The 13,537-nt window shown below is 50.0% G+C and carries 10 protein-coding genes and 1 pseudogene; 2 read left to right on the forward strand and 9 right to left on the reverse strand.

Translation table 11 applies throughout. From position 1 onward, the window contains the following. Nucleotides 1-22 precede the first annotated feature (22 nt). Together C1P89_RS03025 and C1P89_RS03030 are read left to right on the forward strand one after the other, a co-directional pair. Nucleotides 23-1,143: pseudogene (locus C1P89_RS03025) on the forward strand (Bcr/CflA family multidrug efflux MFS transporter). A gap of 332 nt (nt 1,144-1,475) precedes the next feature. Next, complete coding sequence (locus C1P89_RS03030) at nt 1,476-1,820, forward strand: YejG family protein (protein ID WP_000202791.1); 345 nt, start codon at nt 1,476-1,478, stop codon at nt 1,818-1,820. A 3-nt stretch (nt 1,821-1,823) separates the two neighbouring features. Here the strand turns inward: C1P89_RS03030 and yejF are convergent, their stop codons facing one another. From yejF to C1P89_RS03075, 9 genes are all read right to left on the reverse strand, one after another. After that, on the reverse strand, nt 1,824-3,413 hold the full coding sequence (gene yejF, locus C1P89_RS03035; protein ID WP_000194920.1) for a microcin C ABC transporter ATP-binding protein YejF: 1,590 nt from the start codon (nt 3,411-3,413) through the stop codon (nt 1,824-1,826). Between the two features lies 1 nt (nt 3,414). Beyond that, the gene (locus tag C1P89_RS03040; protein ID WP_000088916.1) at nt 3,415-4,440 is read right to left on the reverse strand and encodes an ABC transporter permease; all 1,026 of its coding nucleotides are present in this window, start codon (nt 4,438-4,440) and stop codon (nt 3,415-3,417) included. Continuing rightward, nucleotides 4,440-5,534, reverse strand: coding sequence for a microcin C ABC transporter permease YejB (locus C1P89_RS03045; RefSeq protein ID WP_000501604.1), 1,095 nt, complete (start codon nt 5,532-5,534; stop codon nt 4,440-4,442). Before C1P89_RS03045 ends, C1P89_RS03040 begins: the two co-directional genes overlap by 1 nt. Then, on the reverse strand, nt 5,535-7,349 hold the full coding sequence (locus C1P89_RS03050; RefSeq protein ID WP_005142955.1) for an extracellular solute-binding protein: 1,815 nt from the start codon (nt 7,347-7,349) through the stop codon (nt 5,535-5,537). It abuts the gene before it with no gap. A gap of 81 nt (nt 7,350-7,430) precedes the next feature. Then, nucleotides 7,431-8,987 carry a cyclic di-GMP phosphodiesterase gene (locus C1P89_RS03055; RefSeq protein ID WP_000470573.1) on the reverse strand — a complete coding sequence of 519 codons (1,557 nt, stop codon included), beginning with the start codon at nt 8,985-8,987 and terminating at the stop codon, nt 7,431-7,433. A 180-nt stretch (nt 8,988-9,167) separates the two neighbouring features. Then, a complete protein-coding gene (gene mepS, locus C1P89_RS03060; RefSeq protein WP_000241011.1) occupies nt 9,168-9,734 on the reverse strand; it encodes a bifunctional murein DD-endopeptidase/murein LD-carboxypeptidase in 567 nt (188 codons plus the stop codon). A 411-nt stretch (nt 9,735-10,145) separates the two neighbouring features. Next, entirely contained in the window at nt 10,146-10,859 is a 714-nt protein-coding gene (gene lpxT / locus C1P89_RS03065; RefSeq protein WP_001296828.1) for a Kdo(2)-lipid A phosphotransferase, read from the reverse strand. Between the two features lie 38 nt (nt 10,860-10,897). Then, nucleotides 10,898-11,884 carry a zinc-binding GTPase YeiR gene (gene yeiR / locus C1P89_RS03070; protein ID WP_000198791.1) on the reverse strand — a complete coding sequence of 329 codons (987 nt, stop codon included), beginning with the start codon at nt 11,882-11,884 and terminating at the stop codon, nt 10,898-10,900. Between the two features lie 117 nt (nt 11,885-12,001). Next, nucleotides 12,002-13,468, reverse strand: coding sequence for a mannitol dehydrogenase family protein (locus C1P89_RS03075; protein ID WP_000848206.1), 1,467 nt, complete (start codon nt 13,466-13,468; stop codon nt 12,002-12,004). Between the last annotated feature and the right edge of the window lie 69 nt (nt 13,469-13,537).

A 13,537-nucleotide genomic window follows, 5' to 3' on the forward strand; every position in this document is an offset into this window, starting at 1 on the left:
CAATGACTTTCAGGAGCCCGTTGTGACCACCCGACAGCATTCGTCGTTTGCTATTGTTTTTATCCTTGGCCTGCTGGCCATGTTGATGCCGCTGTCGATTGATATGTATCTGCCCGCGCTACCGGTAATTTCAGCGCAGTTTGGCGTACCGGCGGGCAGTACGCAGATGACCCTGAGTACTTATATTCTGGGCTTTGCGTTGGGGCAGTTAATCTACGGGCCGATGGCAGACAGCTTCGGGCGTAAGCCGGTGGTTCTTGGCGGTACGCTGGTGTTTGCCGCCGCCGCGGTGGCGTGTGCGTTGGCACAAACCATCGATCAGCTGATTGTGATGCGTTTCTTCCACGGGCTGGCTGCGGCTGCGGCCAGCGTGGTTATCAACGCTTTGATGCGTGATATTTACCCGAAAGAAGAGTTCTCGCGGATGATGTCGTTTGTCATGCTGGTGACGACCATTGCACCGCTGATGGCACCGATAGTTGGCGGCTGGGTGCTGGTGTGGCTGAGCTGGCATTACATCTTCTGGATCCTCGCCAGCCTTTTCACATTCGTACCACTATTGGTAACTTTGCGGCGCTGTTCCGTCATAAGCGTGTCCTGAGTTATATGCTGGCCAGCGGTTTCAGCTTTGCCGGAATGTTCTCGTTCCTGAGCGCCGGACCGTTTGTCTACATTGAAATCAACCACGTTGCACCGGAAAACTTTGGTTATTACTTTGCGCTAAACATTGTTTTTCTGTTCGTGATGACCATCTTTAACAGCCGCTTCGTCCGCCGCATTGGCGCGTTAAATATGTTCCGCTCGGGGTTGTGGATACAATTTATTATGGCAGCGTGGATGGTCATCAGTGCGCTGCTGGGGCTGGGATTCTGGTCGCTGGTGGTTGGCGTTGCGGCGTTTGTGGGCTGCGTGTCTATGGTGTCATCCAATGCGATGGCGGTCATTCTTGATGAGTTTCCCCATATGGCGGGAACGGCATCTTCGCTGGCAGGAACCTTCCGTTTTGGCATAGGGGCAATTGTTGGCGCATTGCTTTCTCTTGCGACCTTTAACTCTGCATGGCCGATGATTTGGTCAATTGCATTCTGCGCAACCAGCTCCATTCTCTTCTGTCTGTACGCCAGTCGACCGAAAAAACGGTGATCTATTGCACAACGAGGAAGCTAAAAGGCTTCCTTTGTTGATGCATGTCAACCACAAATCTATCATTCCCCCGATATATGTTTATTTTATGTAAAATCAATTTATGTAAAAAGTCACATCATTGTAGTTAAAAAGGTTGAGTTAGATCGCAGAAACGGGTACATATAGCCCCGCAAACGTGACCACGCCCGCAGATATTACTTAAATCAGAGCCATAGAGGCCATGCAGGCGAGGCATCAATCTTTACGATCTGTATAAAGACGGATTGTTGATGATGTGTTAAAATTGATGTAAATAAATTGTGAAGTAAATGTGCTTCCGGGGAAAATAAGTGACTTCATTACAACTCTCAATCGTCCATCGTCTACCGCAGAACTTTCGCTGGTCTGCTGGTTTCGCAGGTTCGAAGGTTGAACCGATTCCGCAAAATGGACCGTGCGGTGACAACAGCCTGGTGGCGCTTAAATTGCTTAGCCCGGATGGTGATAATGCATGGTCGGTGATGTATAAACTAAGCCAGGCGTTAAGCGACATCGAAGTTCCATGTTCGGTGCTGGAGTGTGAAGGTGAGCCGTGCCTGTTTGTAAATCGCCAGGACGAGTTTGCTGCAACATGCCGATTGAAAAATTTTGGTGTGGCAATTGCCGAACCCTTTTCAAACTACAATCCTTTTTAAGCGTCAGCTCAACGCCAGTAGCTGACGCGTATACTCCTGCTGCGGTGCGGCAAACACGCGCGCGCACGGTCCTTGTTCCACTACTTCCCCTTGTCGCAGTACGATAACCTGATGACATAACGCGTGGACAACGTGCAAATCGTGGCTGATAAACAAATAGGCCAGTTGATGCTTTTGTTGCAATGATTTCAATAGCGTCAATATTTGCGCCTGTACCGTTTTGTCGAGTGATGATGTCGGTTCATCAAGTATGATCAGTGAGGGCTTAAGAATTAATGCCCTGGCAATCGCAATACGTTGTCGCTGACCACCAGAGAACTCCGCCGGATAACGGTGGCGTGTTTCAGGATCTAATCCCACTTCATGCATCACGGCTATCACTTGTTGTTCGCGTTGTGCGGCAGAAAGCGTCGGCTGGTGAACCCGTAAGCCTTCCTCAATAATCTGCAAAACGTTGAGTCGTGGGTTGAGCGAGGAGTTTGGATCCTGAAATACCACCTGAATACGATGACGAGTAGGTAACAGCTGGCGGCGATTTAAATCTTGCAGTGGCTGACCGTCAAAGACGATGCTGCCCTGAGAGGTAATCAGTCGCAGCAGCGCCAGTCCCGTCGTGCTTTTCCCGGAACCAGACTCGCCCACTAAACCCAGTGTTTCACCCGCCCGTAGCGTAAAACTGATGTTTTTCACCACCACATTATGATCCACAATGCGCTTCAAAATCCCTTTGCGAATGGGGAAGGCAACCTGAAGCTGTTCAACATCCAGCAACGTTGAGGCAGGTTCTGGCAACGGTACCGGATCGCCTGACGGTTCACTGTTGAGTAGCTTTTGTGTGTAAGGATGAGTGGGTGAGGCAAATAGCGTAGCGGCGTTATTTTGCTCGACACAGCGACCGTTTTGCATTACCGCCACGCGGTGGGCCAGTTTTCTGACAATGCTGAGGTTATGAGTAATAAACAGCATGCCCATATTCAGCTCGCCTTGCAGTTCGCGCAACAGCTGTAAAATCTGCGCCTGGACAGAGACGTCCAGTGCGGTGGTCGGTTCATCGGCAATTAATAATTCCGGTCGCGTTAACAGCGCCATCGCAATCATCACCCGCTGGCGTTCGCCGCCGGAGAGCTGATGCGGATAATCTGTCAGCCGTTTTGCCGCCTGGCGGATACCGACGCGATCAAGGCAGTTAAGAATTTCGCCACGAGCCGCTTCCCGACGCATCCCGCGGTGGAGTGAAAGCACTTCATAAAGCTGTTTTTCCAGGGTATGCAATGGATTTAACGACACCATCGGTTCCTGAAAAATCATGGCGATCTTATTACCGCGTACACCGCGCAACGTTTGATCGCTGGCATGAAGCAGCGATTCGCCATGAAAACGAATATCGCCGGAGAGATATTCAACCGGCGGGGAAGGGAGCAGGCGTAAAATTGACAGCGCGGTAACGCTTTTGCCTGAACCTGACTCACCCACCAGCGCCAGCGTTTCGCCAGCCTCAATCTGTAGTGAAACATCATTGACTACTGTACGTACGGTTTGCTGATGGCGAAAACCCACCGACAAATTTTCAATCGCTAACAGAGTTTGCGTCATGCTACACCGCCTTATTAGGATCAAATGCGTCGCGGACGGCTTCACCAATAAAGATCAGCAAAGACAATAATATCGCCACCGACAAGAAGGCGGTGATCCCAAGCCACGGGGCCTGAAGGTTATTTTTCCCTTGTAACAGCAGTTCACCGAGTGACGGTGAACCGAGCGGTAGACCGAAGCCGAGGAAATCGAGCGAGGTCAGGGTGGTTATCGAACTACATAAAATAAACGGTAAAAAGGTGAGGGTCGCGACCATGGCATTAGGCAACATATGACGCAGGATGATACTGCGATCGCTGACGCCAAGCGCCTGTGCCGCACGAATGTAGTCGAAATTACGAGTACGTAAAAACTCCGCCCGCACCACGCCGACCAGACTCATCCAGCCAAACAAGACAGTAATTGCCAGCAGCCACCAGAAGTTAGGCTGTACGACGCTGGAAAGTAAAATAATCAAAAACAGCGTCGGCATCCCCGACCATACTTCAATAAAGCGTTGTCCCCAGAGATCGACTTTACCGCCGTAATAGCCTTGTAGCGCCCCCGCCAGCACGCCCATCACGCTGGAACAGAGAGTCAGCATCAGGCCAAACAGAACCGAGATCCGCGTGCCATAGAGAATGCGTGCCAGCACATCGCCGCCGTTGGCATCCGTTCCCAGCCAGTTTTGCCGGGAGGGTGGAGAAGGGAAGGGCTTATCGGTAGCAAAGTTGATACTGGTAGCACCAAAGCGAATCGGTGCCCACAGTACCCAGCCGTTATTTTCCAGCCGTTGTTTCAGCCACGGGTCCTGATAATCAGCCTGACTTGCCAGCGGGCCGCCAAAATCGCTTTCGCTGTAGTTTTTCAACAACGGGAAATACCAACTGCCGTCATAACGCACCAGCAACGGTTTATCGTTAGCGATAAGTTCAGAACACAAACTCAAACCAAACAAAACGAGGAAAATCCATAACGACCAGTAGCCGCGACGGTTATGACGAAAACGCGCCCAACGGGCCTGATTGACGGGGCTGAGTCGCGACATTAACGTCCCTCAAAATCTATACGCGGATCAACCAGCGTATAGCTGATATCACTGACAATATTCAGCAGCAGGCCAATCAGGGTGAAAATATACAAGGTACCAAACATTACAGGATAATCGCGCGAGACGGTCGCTTCGTAGCCCAGTAAGCCAAGACCATTGAGTGAAAACATCACCTCAATCAGCAGCGAGCCGGTAAAAAACATGCTGATAAACGTCGCCGGAAAACCGGCAATCACCAGCAGCATGGCGTTGCGGAACACATGTTTCCAGAGAATGTTTTTCTCACTTACCCCTTTCGCACGCGCGGTCACCACGTATTGCTTGCGCACTTCATCAAGGAATGAGTTTTTGGTCAGCATGGTCAGCGCCGCAAAGCCACCAATCACTGTCGCCAGCACCGGTAGCGTGATATGCCACAGATAATCGGTGATTTTCTGATACCACGGCAGCGAATCAAAGTTAGCGGAAACCAGGCCGCGTAGAGGGAACAGGTCGAAATAGCTGCCGCCCGCGAAGAAGACAATCAGCAGGATGGCAAACAAAAAGGCCGGAATGGCGTAGCCGATGATGATAAATGCGCTACTCCAGACGTCAAAGCGACTCCCATTATAAACAGCTTTGCGAATGCCTAACGGAATCGACACCAGATAGATAATCAGCGTGCTCCACAATCCGAGGGTGATGGAAACCGGCAGACTGTCTTTAATCAGCGTCAGCACCGAGGCGCTGCGAAACAGGCTATCACCAAAATCAAAGCGGATGTAGTCCCAGAGCATTTTGAAGTAACGTTCGTGGATCGGCTTATCGAAACCGTAGCGATGAGTGATCTCAGCGATCACTTCTGGGTCTAATCCGCGTCCGCCACGGTAATTACTGTCGCTGATATTGCCGACACCCGTTTGCGCATGGCTGGCACGAACACCTTCACCGCCTGCGCCGGGTAATACTCCGGCATTACCAAACTCAATGGCGGCGATGGCCTGATCGACCGGACCGCCAGGCGCAATTTGCACGATGAAAAAGTTGATAGTGATAATAGCCCATAACGTTGGGATCACCAGCAACAGACGGCGAATCAGGTAAGCGCCCATCTACTCTCCCTGTTGTCTGGCTGACGGCAGTTTGGCCGCTTTATTAACGTCATACCACCAGGTATCGATACCCAGGCTGTAAACAGGGCGTACAGCGGGTTGGGAGAATTTATCCCACCAGGCGAGACGGTCTTCCGCCATGTACCACATTGGCAGCATGTAATAATTCCACGTTAATACGCGATCCAGTGCTCGCCCCAACGGCAGTAATTTTTCTTTATTTCCCTGCGCGGCAATAATTTGGTTGATCAGCGAGTCGATAACCGGGCTTTGCACGCCGGGGGCATTATAAGTGGAATTGATATATTCCGATGACCAGGAAATCTGTAAATCGGAACTGGGCCACGGCATCGCCCGCCATAGGCGCGGCATCATGTCATAGTCGCGACTGCGCATGCGGTTAGTGATTTGCGAGTTATCCACCTTGCGAATGTCCATATTGATACCCAGCCGTTGCAGGCTGTGCTGGAACGGCAATACCCACTGACTATTGCTGCTTGCGGGAAGCAATAATTCAAAGCTGAGCGGCTGACCCGTTGTGGCATTAACGCGTTGCTGACCCTTCAGCACCCAGCCCGTTTCGTTGAGAAGTTTGTCGGCTTTTAACAGGTTGTCACGATCGTAGCCATCGCCTTTAGATACCGGCGGCTGGTAGATTTGTGTGAAGACTTCTGGCGGTAGATCTTTTTTCATTGGTGCCAGAAGCACCAGCTCCGCGGCGTCGGGGTAATTTCTGGCCGCGTATTCGGTATTCTGAAAATAACTGTTCGTGCGACTCCAGGCGTTGTAAAACAACGCCTTGTTCATCCATTCAAAGTCAAAGGCGAGAGTGATTGCTTCCCGGACCCGGCGATCGCTGAATACCGGACGTTGGATATTAAACGCCAGCCAGCGCGTATCCTGGGCTGATTCGTTCTTTTGCTCATCTTTGATGATGTATTTTTTATCGAAATTTTTACCGGTATAACGCGTGGCCCAGTTTTTAGCGTCGTTTTCCATACGCAAATCAAAGGCACCTGCTTTAAACGCTTCAAAGGCGACATTATCATCGAGGTAATAATCGTAGCGAATGGTGTCGAAATTCCAGCGTCCACGGTTTACCGGTAAGTTTGCTGCCCAGTAATCTTTCACGCGGGAATAGACAATATTTTGCCCCATTTTCCAGGACGTAACGCGGTACGGACCACTGGCAAGCGGAGGCGTGGCGAGCGGGTCGCTAAGTTTGTGATCCTTCCAGTACTTTTCTGGAAATATCGGCAGCGAAAACAGACTCAGCATATCTTCTTTGCTGGGTTTAGCTAACTCAATGCGCACGGTTAACGGTGCAATGGCTTTGACGGTGGTGCCTTTGTAGACCAGACGAAATTGCGGCACGCCTTCGGTCATAAATTTTTGAAAAGTAAACTCTACATCGCGGGCAGTAATGGGCGAACCATCATGAAAACGGGCGCGCGGATTAATAGCGACCTCCACCCAGGAATAATCGTCAGCATAGCGTGCGCTTTCAGCAATCAGCGGGTAATAACTGCCTGGTTCGTCATCGGAAGTCGTAAATAGCGTGTCGTACAGCTGCTCGGTGCGTGCGCCCGGGTTGCCGCGCAGTGCATAGCGGTTGAAATTATCGAAGGTGCCGAGGGCTGACAACGTTATCTGCCCACCTTTTGGCGCGGCGGGGTTCACATAATCAAAATGGTTGAAATTAAACGCGTACCGGGGTTCGCCCAGCACGGCAAAGGCATAGCTTTCCTTGATAGCCTGCGCCTGCACACCAAAGGTGAACAGAGCGATAAACAGCAGCAGTATGCGCACAATCATCTGCAATGGATTTCCTTTTACTCATCATTAGCCGCAATCCGGCATGCTTTCACTATGAATAATAAGGGACGTAAGCACACCTTACCACTGCGGCGTATACGGTTTCTTCAGCCAGCGGACAAAATCGTCCAGCGGTAAAGGGCGACTAATCCAGTAGCCTTGCATGAAATTAACGCCGCGTTCGCTTAGCCATCGCGCCTGTTCCGGCGTTTCGACCCCTTCAGCAACCGTCAGCATATTGAGGCGTTTCGCCAGCGTCAGCACCGCGTCAAGTACGGGTGAAGTGATCGTTTCCGTACCGATGGCGTTGATAAATCCACGGTCAATTTTCAGATAATCGAGCGTAAAACGCTCAAGATAGATAAGCGCGCTGTGCCCGGTGCCGAAGTCATCAATAGCAATTTCTACGCCGACCGAGTGCAGCCAGGCGAAGAGTTGTGTGGCTTCTTGCTCTTTCAGCATATCGCGCTCGGTAATTTCCAGCACAATCTGGAAATGGTGTGCGGGCAGGGAAGTGAGCAGTTTCTGGATATCTGCTTTAAAGCTTTCGCTGTGCAGATGGTCCGGCGCAATGTTAATACCAAATTTGACGCCTACTGGCAGCACTTTTTCTAATTCTGCGGCATCGCGGGCAATTAACTCAAACAGGTGCTGAGTCAGCGGCACAATCATCTTTTGCGATTCGGCAAAGTTAATGAAGGCATCCGGGGGAATTTCTCCCGCGACAGGATGCCGCCAGCGTAGCAGTACTTCCAGGCCCGTTACTCGCAAAGCTTGTGTATCCACCACCGGTTGATACGCCACGTAAAATTGTTCGCGCTTGATGGCGGTCATGATTTCTCTGCCGGGGCGCATACGTACGCTCATCAGGTAATAGCAGAGCAGGCCAACGACAGTTCCACTCATGCCGCCCAGTAAAAATGCGTACCACACATCGTTCCATGTCCAGTCATCCGCATAAAGCCGAACGGTCAGAGGAATGCCCGCAATTTTAGTTTCACGGACCGGCATGTCGGTTAATTCATTAACGTTCATCAAACGTGAAGAAAAGGTAGATAGCGCAGTATTGCCAATAATGAGGGCGACGCCATCGTAATCTTCCTGCCGTGAACTATAAAAGAGAGAAGGCGTCAGGTTGAGATTCAGAGCGGCAAACACACCGCTATTTTTCAGCAAAGGGTTGCGATACCAGATGACGATTGCGGGTTTGTTCGGCACCATCGGCGTGCCGGGTAAGATCGCCATATCGACGTTTTTATTAATGTCGAGCGCCGGAATCAATTCATTGAGTGGAATGTCCATCTCACCAGTCGCAGATGAACAGAATGTTTTTTTATCTTTCACCAGCACAAACGTACGGACATTCATGCTAAACGCCGCGCGAGCGGTCAGTTCGGGGTTAGCCTGCTGGCAGGTATCTAAGGTCAGCGGCTGAAGCCGGTCAGTAGTGGATTTCAGGTCGGCAAAATAGGTATCGAGATACTTTTGTACGTCGATAATCAGTGTGTCGTATTTGACTTCGTGCTTATGCCAGGCCACTAAAAACTGAAGGCAGCTAACCAGTATCGCAATCATCACGCCTGCTACAATGCAGGTAAGCAGGAGCTTACGTCCAGAATTGGGAGCGCGTATGAACATGATTCCGTTAATTTCCTGAAATTACGACAACATTTAAAAGATAACAATGACCGGACTATAGCCTGGATCAAGACGCGGAAACATCATTTTCTCTGATGAATGAAAACAAAAAAGCACTGCCTAAGCAGTGCTTTCAGTTAACTCGTCAGGATAGCCAAGGGATTGCATCCAAACGGTTTATTAGCTGCGGCTGAGAACCCGGCGTGCTTCGTTGTAACGCTTCTTCCAGTACGGTTCATTCATGCTGGAAATAATAACACCACTGCTGGTGGAAGCATGGACAAACTGATTGTTGCCGATATAAATACCGACATGGCGTCCCGTTGAACCGGCACGGAACAGAACTAAATCACCCGTACGCAAATTACTGCGGGAAACAGATTTACCCATTTCCTGCTGTTCGTAAGTCGAACGCGGAAGTTCTAAGCCAAATTGCTCACGGAATGTACGTTGTACAAAACCAGAACAATCGATACCTTTTTTAGTGCTGCCGCCCAGACGATAACGTACGCCTTTCCAGTCAGCATACTGATCCATAATTCGCGATTTTACGTCGACATTACGAACCAGGTTTTCAAATTCATCCTGAGAAGCTTGCAGTGATGATGTTTCACTACCCACTGCACGTGTCTCAGGATGCATATTCTTTGCGGTGTTATTTGCACTACATGCAGAAAGCAGAACCGCTACTGCAATCGCGGGGATCCCGCGCAAGATATATCTCAAAATCGGTTGAGATTTGACCATGTTGTTTGTTTTCCCTTGAAGTCCTTAACGACAAATATCGTTATAAAAAAATGCCAAGCGGCACGAGACTAATTACCTGGGCATGTTGAAACAATTCCTTAAGGCCAAATCTGTGGACTAACGCACAAAATTATATGCTGTGAGGATAATCTACCGCCGAGGCAAAACGAGTTCGAGATTACCCGATTGGTGCGGTCTTGGCGAGCGGTTTTACATGATTTTTTATAAGAAAAAGTGATACAGAAAGTTAATAAGCGGGATTGGTCAATTAAAGTACGATTGAGTGAAACGCATGCAATCCATTCATTTACTTAGAGAATGATTTTTGCGCGCGATGGATGAAAGCACGGTGCGCATCATCAGGATTATCCTCACTATAAAAATAAGCCTGATGATGTTAATTACTGTGAGTTATTTGTTTTGGAAATGTTTGTTTTTTCCCGGTAGTGATTTGTCAAAAAAGGTGATTAATCGATCACTTAATGGCGTCAGCAACACCCAGGGCAAACCGATCAATATCACGGTCATCGAACCGACAATGATGTCAGTAAACCAGTGTGCGCCAATCATTACTCTGGGAAATGCAAAAACCACAAAAATAATAAGGGCGATAAGGCCTGCAACTTTGCCGAAATAACGCCACATGAATGCCGAAAAAATAAGCAGCATCATGCCGTGATCGCCGGGAAAGCTATCTCGTGAGGCATCTTTCGTGGGAACAGAGAGCAGTTCGCTGACGCGGTTAATATCGGTAAAAGTCAATGTTGGGCTGGCCCGTTTTACAGGAATTAATGCCTGACCCAGCTGGTTTAATACCACTGCAGTTAATAGCATGACCAGACCCATAATCACGATACGTCGTCTGCCAGGGGCGTTTTCTTTCAGCCAGAAACTCAGCATCAACATTCCCATCGCCAGCAGAGAACAACCGTCGAAAGCGCGATTGTTGGTCAATGCAACCAGCCACAAAAAGGCCTTACTTTCGACCAGTTTCTGATTAAAGAAATAAAAAATATCCGCATCAATCGGCAACCAGAATCCATGATTAACGGGAATATACCAGGAAAGAAACAGCGCGAGGCCGACAATATTCAACAACACTATTTGCGGCAAATTTTTAATCATATTTTCTCTAATTATCTTACTGAAAAACGCAGGCAACCTTACGCGGTAGTCGCTAAACGAAGCTTCAACAGCGCGCTCTGCAAAGCATTCCAGTCAGCTTCGCTGCTGGAAATCAGCTCAATACGGCTGTCCGGTGGCGCAACGTTTTGCGTTTCAATGTGCAGGTCATCGCCCTGACGGTTGATTCGTACCAGCCCTTCGGGAATACGCAGCACGCCTTTGACGCGTTCCACCGGTGCAAGTCGCGCCCATTCCAGAATGCCAATGGTGTCGAATACCGTATCAGCGTCGAATATCCAGCCGCAGGCCTGATATCCTTGCCCGCTGTTCAGACTGCGACGCCAGCGTTGATGCTCTGGCAGGCTTAACGCTGCTAACCCTTTTTTCACGACATGCTGATGAGAATGCGCGGCGCTGGCGGGCAACTCGGCTAAATTGCGACGCGGCAAATCCAGAAGATGACCGTCAACTTTCCCATGCTCACTGTGAATTAATTGTCGATCGCCACCATTTTGCTGCCACCAACGCTGTAGCGCTTGCTCACTTTCGGGCGTCGCACGGTCGGATTTATTGGCGACAATGATGTCTGCGGCAGCCAGCTGGTCACGGAAGTTTTCATTGCTGGCGCTTTTTTCGTCCAGCAGCAGGCGTGGATCGAGAATGCACAAGGTGGCGCGCAGATCTATCCACAGTTCATAGACTGGTGCGGTTAACAGATCGAGGATCTGTTTCGGATGGCCCAGCCCGGTCGGCTCTATCAACAAGCGGTCTGGTTTTCCCTGACGCAGTAAGGTATTCAACCCTACCTGCATGGGTAAACCATTAACGCAGCACATGCAGCCGCCGGGGATCTCTTTCAGCAATGCGCCGCTATCGGCGAGCAAAGCACCATCAATTCCGACTTCCCCAAATTCATTAACCAGTACCGCCCATTTTTCGTTGGGATCTTTATGGGCTAACAGATGAAGAATCGACGTGGTTTTCCCGCTGCCGAGAAAACCGGTGATGAGGTTGGTCCTGGTCACAACGGCTCCGCAATACTCTGGTAAGTTAACTGAGCGTTAATCCTGGCTAAAAAAGGCAGAAAAGAGAAGGGGAGAGCGGACGAAGGTGAGCTTCATCCGCTTTAACCGCAGAAATCGTTAAATTTTGAGGGTGTTTAATAGCGCCTGATGTGCGCCGAATTGTACGATTTGTTGCCAGGCTTGTTCGATGGCCTGCACAAAATGCGGGTTATCTGGCAGATCATCACCGAAAACTTCACGCAGGGAAAGCAGGGCGGTTACGCGTTGTTCACTGCTGCTGCCCGCAACAAGTTCGCGAATTTTATCGCTAAGCGGATCGCGAACATCAATGGCATTTCCGGCATCATCAACGCCGCTGACGTAACGCATCCAGCCAGCAACGCCTAATGCCAGCAACGACCAGTCCGTTTCACGCCCCAGATGTATGCGAATACCTGCCAGCATACGTTGCGGTAATTTCTGGCTGCCATCCATCGCGATTTGCCAGGTCTTATGTTTCAGCGACGGATTAGCAAAACGTGCAATTAACTTATCCGCATATTGTGTTAAATCGACATCTTTAATTTGCAGTGTCGGCGCTTGCTCATCCAGCATTAATGTTCTGGCAGCATGGCGAAATACGCGATCCTGCATGCAATCACTGATATGGACGAATCCTGAGAGGTAACCCAGATAAGCGAGAAAAGAGTGGCTGCCATTAAGCATACGCAGTTTCATCTCTTCCCATGGCAGGACATCATTCACCATTTGTACACCTGCGACTTCCCAGGCAGGACGCCCAGCGATGAAGTTATCTTCAACCACCCACTGGATAAACGGTTCGCAGCTAATCGCGCAGGGATCATTTACCCCCAGATGCTGGCTGATTTCTGCCAGTGATTCGTCGGTTGCAGCCGGAACAATGCGGTCGACCATGGTTCCCGGAAAACTGACGTGTTCTTTTATCCACCCGGCGAGTTCTGGCGAACATTTTTCTGCCATTCCCAGCACCGCGTTTTTCACCACATGGCCATTGTCGGGAATATTGTCGCAGGAGAGCACGGTAAACGGTGTAAGGCCGCGCTCACGGCGGCGTTTCAGTGCTTCGACGAGAATACCCGGTGCGGAGTGAGGTTCTTCAGGGGTTTGTAGATCGTGAATAATCCGCGGATTACTGGTGTCGAGTGCACCGGTGGCCGGGTCAATACAATAGCCTTTTTCGGTAATCGTCAGGGAAACAATTGCCACCTGTGGCTCGCAAAATTTCTCAATAATTGCCGCTAAGGAATCCAGTTTTGCATTAAGGCATTCGTGAACGGCACCGACAATTATCACCTGATTGCCGTCCGCACCTTTCTCCAGCACGGTATATAAATGGTTCTGTGCGCGGAGCTGGCTCATCAGTTGATCACCGCTGAACAAGCTGATTTCACAGATCCCCCAGTCGCCGCCCTGGGCATTCAGCACACGATCGGTCAGTAACGCCTGATGAGCGCGGTGAAAGGCGCCAAAGCCAAAATGAACGATACGTGATTGCAACTGCTGGCGATCGTAGCGTGGAGCGTGTACATGATGCGGGAGCGTAACGGAGGCAATTGTCTTCATAGGAGTCACGTCTTAGTAACGATAAATTAACAATGACAGTGTAAAGTTATATGACAGCAATTGAAATTG

Origin of the sequence: Shigella sonnei (assembly GCF_002950395.1) — a bacterium.
Classification (GTDB): Bacteria; Pseudomonadota; Gammaproteobacteria; order Enterobacterales; family Enterobacteriaceae; genus ECMA0423.

Excerpts from the sequence above, each read along its gene's own strand:
- yejF (WP_000194920.1), bottom strand. The coding sequence starts at position 3,413 with ATGACGCAAACTCTGTTAGCGATTGAAAATTTGTCGGTGGGTTTTCGC.
- C1P89_RS03040 (WP_000088916.1), bottom strand. The coding sequence starts at position 4,440 with ATGTCGCGACTCAGCCCCGTCAATCAGGCCCGTTGGGCGCGTTTTCGT.
- C1P89_RS03045 (WP_000501604.1), bottom strand. The coding sequence starts at position 5,534 with ATGGGCGCTTACCTGATTCGCCGTCTGTTGCTGGTGATCCCAACGTTA.
- C1P89_RS03050 (WP_005142955.1), bottom strand. The coding sequence starts at position 7,349 with ATGATTGTGCGCATACTGCTGCTGTTTATCGCTCTGTTCACCTTTGGT.
- C1P89_RS03055 (WP_000470573.1), bottom strand. The coding sequence starts at position 8,987 with ATGTTCATACGCGCTCCCAATTCTGGACGTAAGCTCCTGCTTACCTGC.
- mepS (WP_000241011.1), bottom strand. The coding sequence starts at position 9,734 with ATGGTCAAATCTCAACCGATTTTGAGATATATCTTGCGCGGGATCCCC.
- lpxT (WP_001296828.1), bottom strand. The coding sequence starts at position 10,859 with ATGATTAAAAATTTGCCGCAAATAGTGTTGTTGAATATTGTCGGCCTC.
- C1P89_RS03075 (WP_000848206.1), bottom strand. The coding sequence starts at position 13,468 with ATGAAGACAATTGCCTCCGTTACGCTCCCGCATCATGTACACGCTCCA.